Genomic DNA, 1,764 nt, shown 5'->3' with positions numbered 1-1,764 from the left:
GTCCCAGGCAGACACCCTCTACATCAGCGTGGTTATCAAGGGCGCCGCGACGCTGGTGCAGGACAACCGCGAAAAGGCGATGGCGCTCAACGCGCTCATGGAAAAATACCAAAAGGAGGGCAGGTATGAAAAACTGGACGAGCACATGCCGGCCGTGCACGAAGTGGCAGTCATCAAGGTTGTGCCGGACGACATGCGCGGAAAATACAAGACAGGCCAGCACTGGTCGAGGCCGTACCGGCTGAAAATCGCGCAGCAGATAATCGACAGGGAAGGCCCTGAAAATGCCCGGCCAATACTTGCGGTGATCGGCGTCAGCCTTCAGGACGGCGCCCTTGCAGTTGAGCAAGACCCGGAGATGTGACCATGCCCTGCCCCGTCCACACTGACTTTTTTGACGACAATTGCCCCGAATGCAGGCAGGAGTACATGGAGATGAAGGGCGCAAACGAGCCCGCCGTCGAGCAAGGCAAGTACAAAGAGTTTACAGAAGAGCGGGCGAAAAAGCTGTACGAGCAAGTCATGCTCCAGTACCTAAAGGCTGGGGCGACGGAAGCAGACGCTGCCGGCAAGGCAAAGGCAGTGGTGCGCAAGCAGTGCGCGATCCGGGACATGCCCTGCTGGCCGTGGCTTTAGGCGGCTATCCTCTTTTTCTTGTTGCCTGCCGGGAATATCATCTGCCCGACTTCTTTGTACATTTTCAAAAAGTGCCTGCCCTTTTCCGTCGTGTAGTACTCCTTCTCCTCTTCCACGTACTGCAGCAGGCCGCCATCCAGCAAGAGCTCGAGGTATTCCTTGAGCTGGGGGAATGACAGGAACGCCCTGTACATTATCCTTGTCTTTATCGCCCCTCCCTGGGCTATATCAAGGATGGCAGCCGCGATATCCATCCTGCTCCTATACTTCACGGTGTCTGTCTGGCAATCATCAGTTAAATGTGTGTTCTAATAAAAATGCAGAAGAAAATTCTGTTAGATTATTCTACGTCGACCTTTTCCGTGCGGGATTTGTGCTTGGACTCCTGCTCGTCGAGCTTTTTCAGCTCTGACTGCAGGAACTGGCGGTACTTGCTGCGGTCCTCCCTGCTTATTGCGTCAGGATTCGAGCTTATGGCGGTGCCGATGGTGATCACCCTGTCTATGAGGTCGGTGGCCAGCGCCTTGCCGATGGTCCCTACGCGCAGCATGACGTCGAGCTGCTTTTGCACCACGCCGTTGAGGGTCTCAAGGTCGCCTATGATGGACAGGCCCTTTTTGGTGATAGAGTACCTGGAATTGTCGTCCTCGACCACAAGGCCGTCGTCAAGCAGCCTTCCCAGCAGCGGGTAGATGAGGCCCGGAGATGGCTTCCACCTGCCCTCCGTCTGCGCTGTCGCCTTGTCGATAATCTCCTTGCCTGTCATCGGCTTTTCCTTCAAGAGCGTCAGTATGTAGTGGCGCGAAAACCCCCTTGGTATGGCGCTTCCTACCCTTGCAAGCCATTCACTTATCATATCTCTAGTGATATCGCCTGCGATATATCAAGATATCGCTAGCGATACTAATACTGAAAAAGCACAAGTTCTGTTGCAAAGACGGGAGCCTTTTCAATCTATTGCACGCCAGGCGTTTTTGTTGCATATCGGCAGCTAGTAGATAAGCCAAAATACTTCATTCTTTAGTCGGCTTATGTTTGTTGGATTTTCTCAGCCTATTTGGGCTCGGCATTGGCGCATTTGTAGCCACCAACATCGACGACTTGTTTATTCTTATGGCGTTCTTTGCC

General features: G+C 53.6%; 4 protein-coding genes. 2 read left to right on the top strand and 2 right to left on the bottom strand.

Annotated elements, in window-relative coordinates:
* Together ACREAY_RS11665 and ACREAY_RS11660 are read left to right on the top strand one after the other, a co-directional pair.
* Positions 1-364, top strand: a 364-nt coding sequence (locus tag ACREAY_RS11665) for a pyridoxamine 5'-phosphate oxidase family protein (protein ID WP_431755938.1), incomplete at its 5' end; no start/stop codon positions are given.
* Positions 365-366: 2 nt separating this feature from the next.
* On the top strand, positions 367-636 hold the full coding sequence (locus tag ACREAY_RS11660) for a hypothetical protein (protein WP_431755937.1): 270 nt from the start codon (positions 367-369) through the stop codon (positions 634-636).
* Here the strand turns inward: ACREAY_RS11660 and ACREAY_RS11655 are convergent.
* Both ACREAY_RS11655 and ACREAY_RS11650 read right to left on the bottom strand, forming a co-directional pair.
* The gene (locus ACREAY_RS11655; RefSeq protein ID WP_431755936.1) at positions 633-908 is read right to left on the bottom strand and encodes a winged helix-turn-helix domain-containing protein; all 276 of its coding nucleotides are present in this window, start codon (positions 906-908) and stop codon (positions 633-635) included. The genes ACREAY_RS11660 and ACREAY_RS11655 overlap by 4 nt on opposite strands.
* A gap of 68 nt (positions 909-976) precedes the next feature.
* Positions 977-1,492 (bottom strand): PadR family transcriptional regulator, encoded by a 516-nt coding sequence (locus ACREAY_RS11650; RefSeq protein WP_431755935.1) that lies wholly within the window; start codon positions 1,490-1,492, stop codon positions 977-979.
* Positions 1,493-1,764: the final 272 nt, after the last annotated feature.

Origin of the sequence: Nitrososphaera sp. (assembly GCF_050748925.1) — an archaeon.
In the GTDB taxonomy this organism is placed as follows: domain Archaea; phylum Thermoproteota; class Nitrososphaeria; order Nitrososphaerales; family Nitrososphaeraceae; genus Nitrososphaera.
Note: the sequence above shows the minus strand (reverse complement) of the source record. Positions and strands in the feature narration are given on the sequence as shown.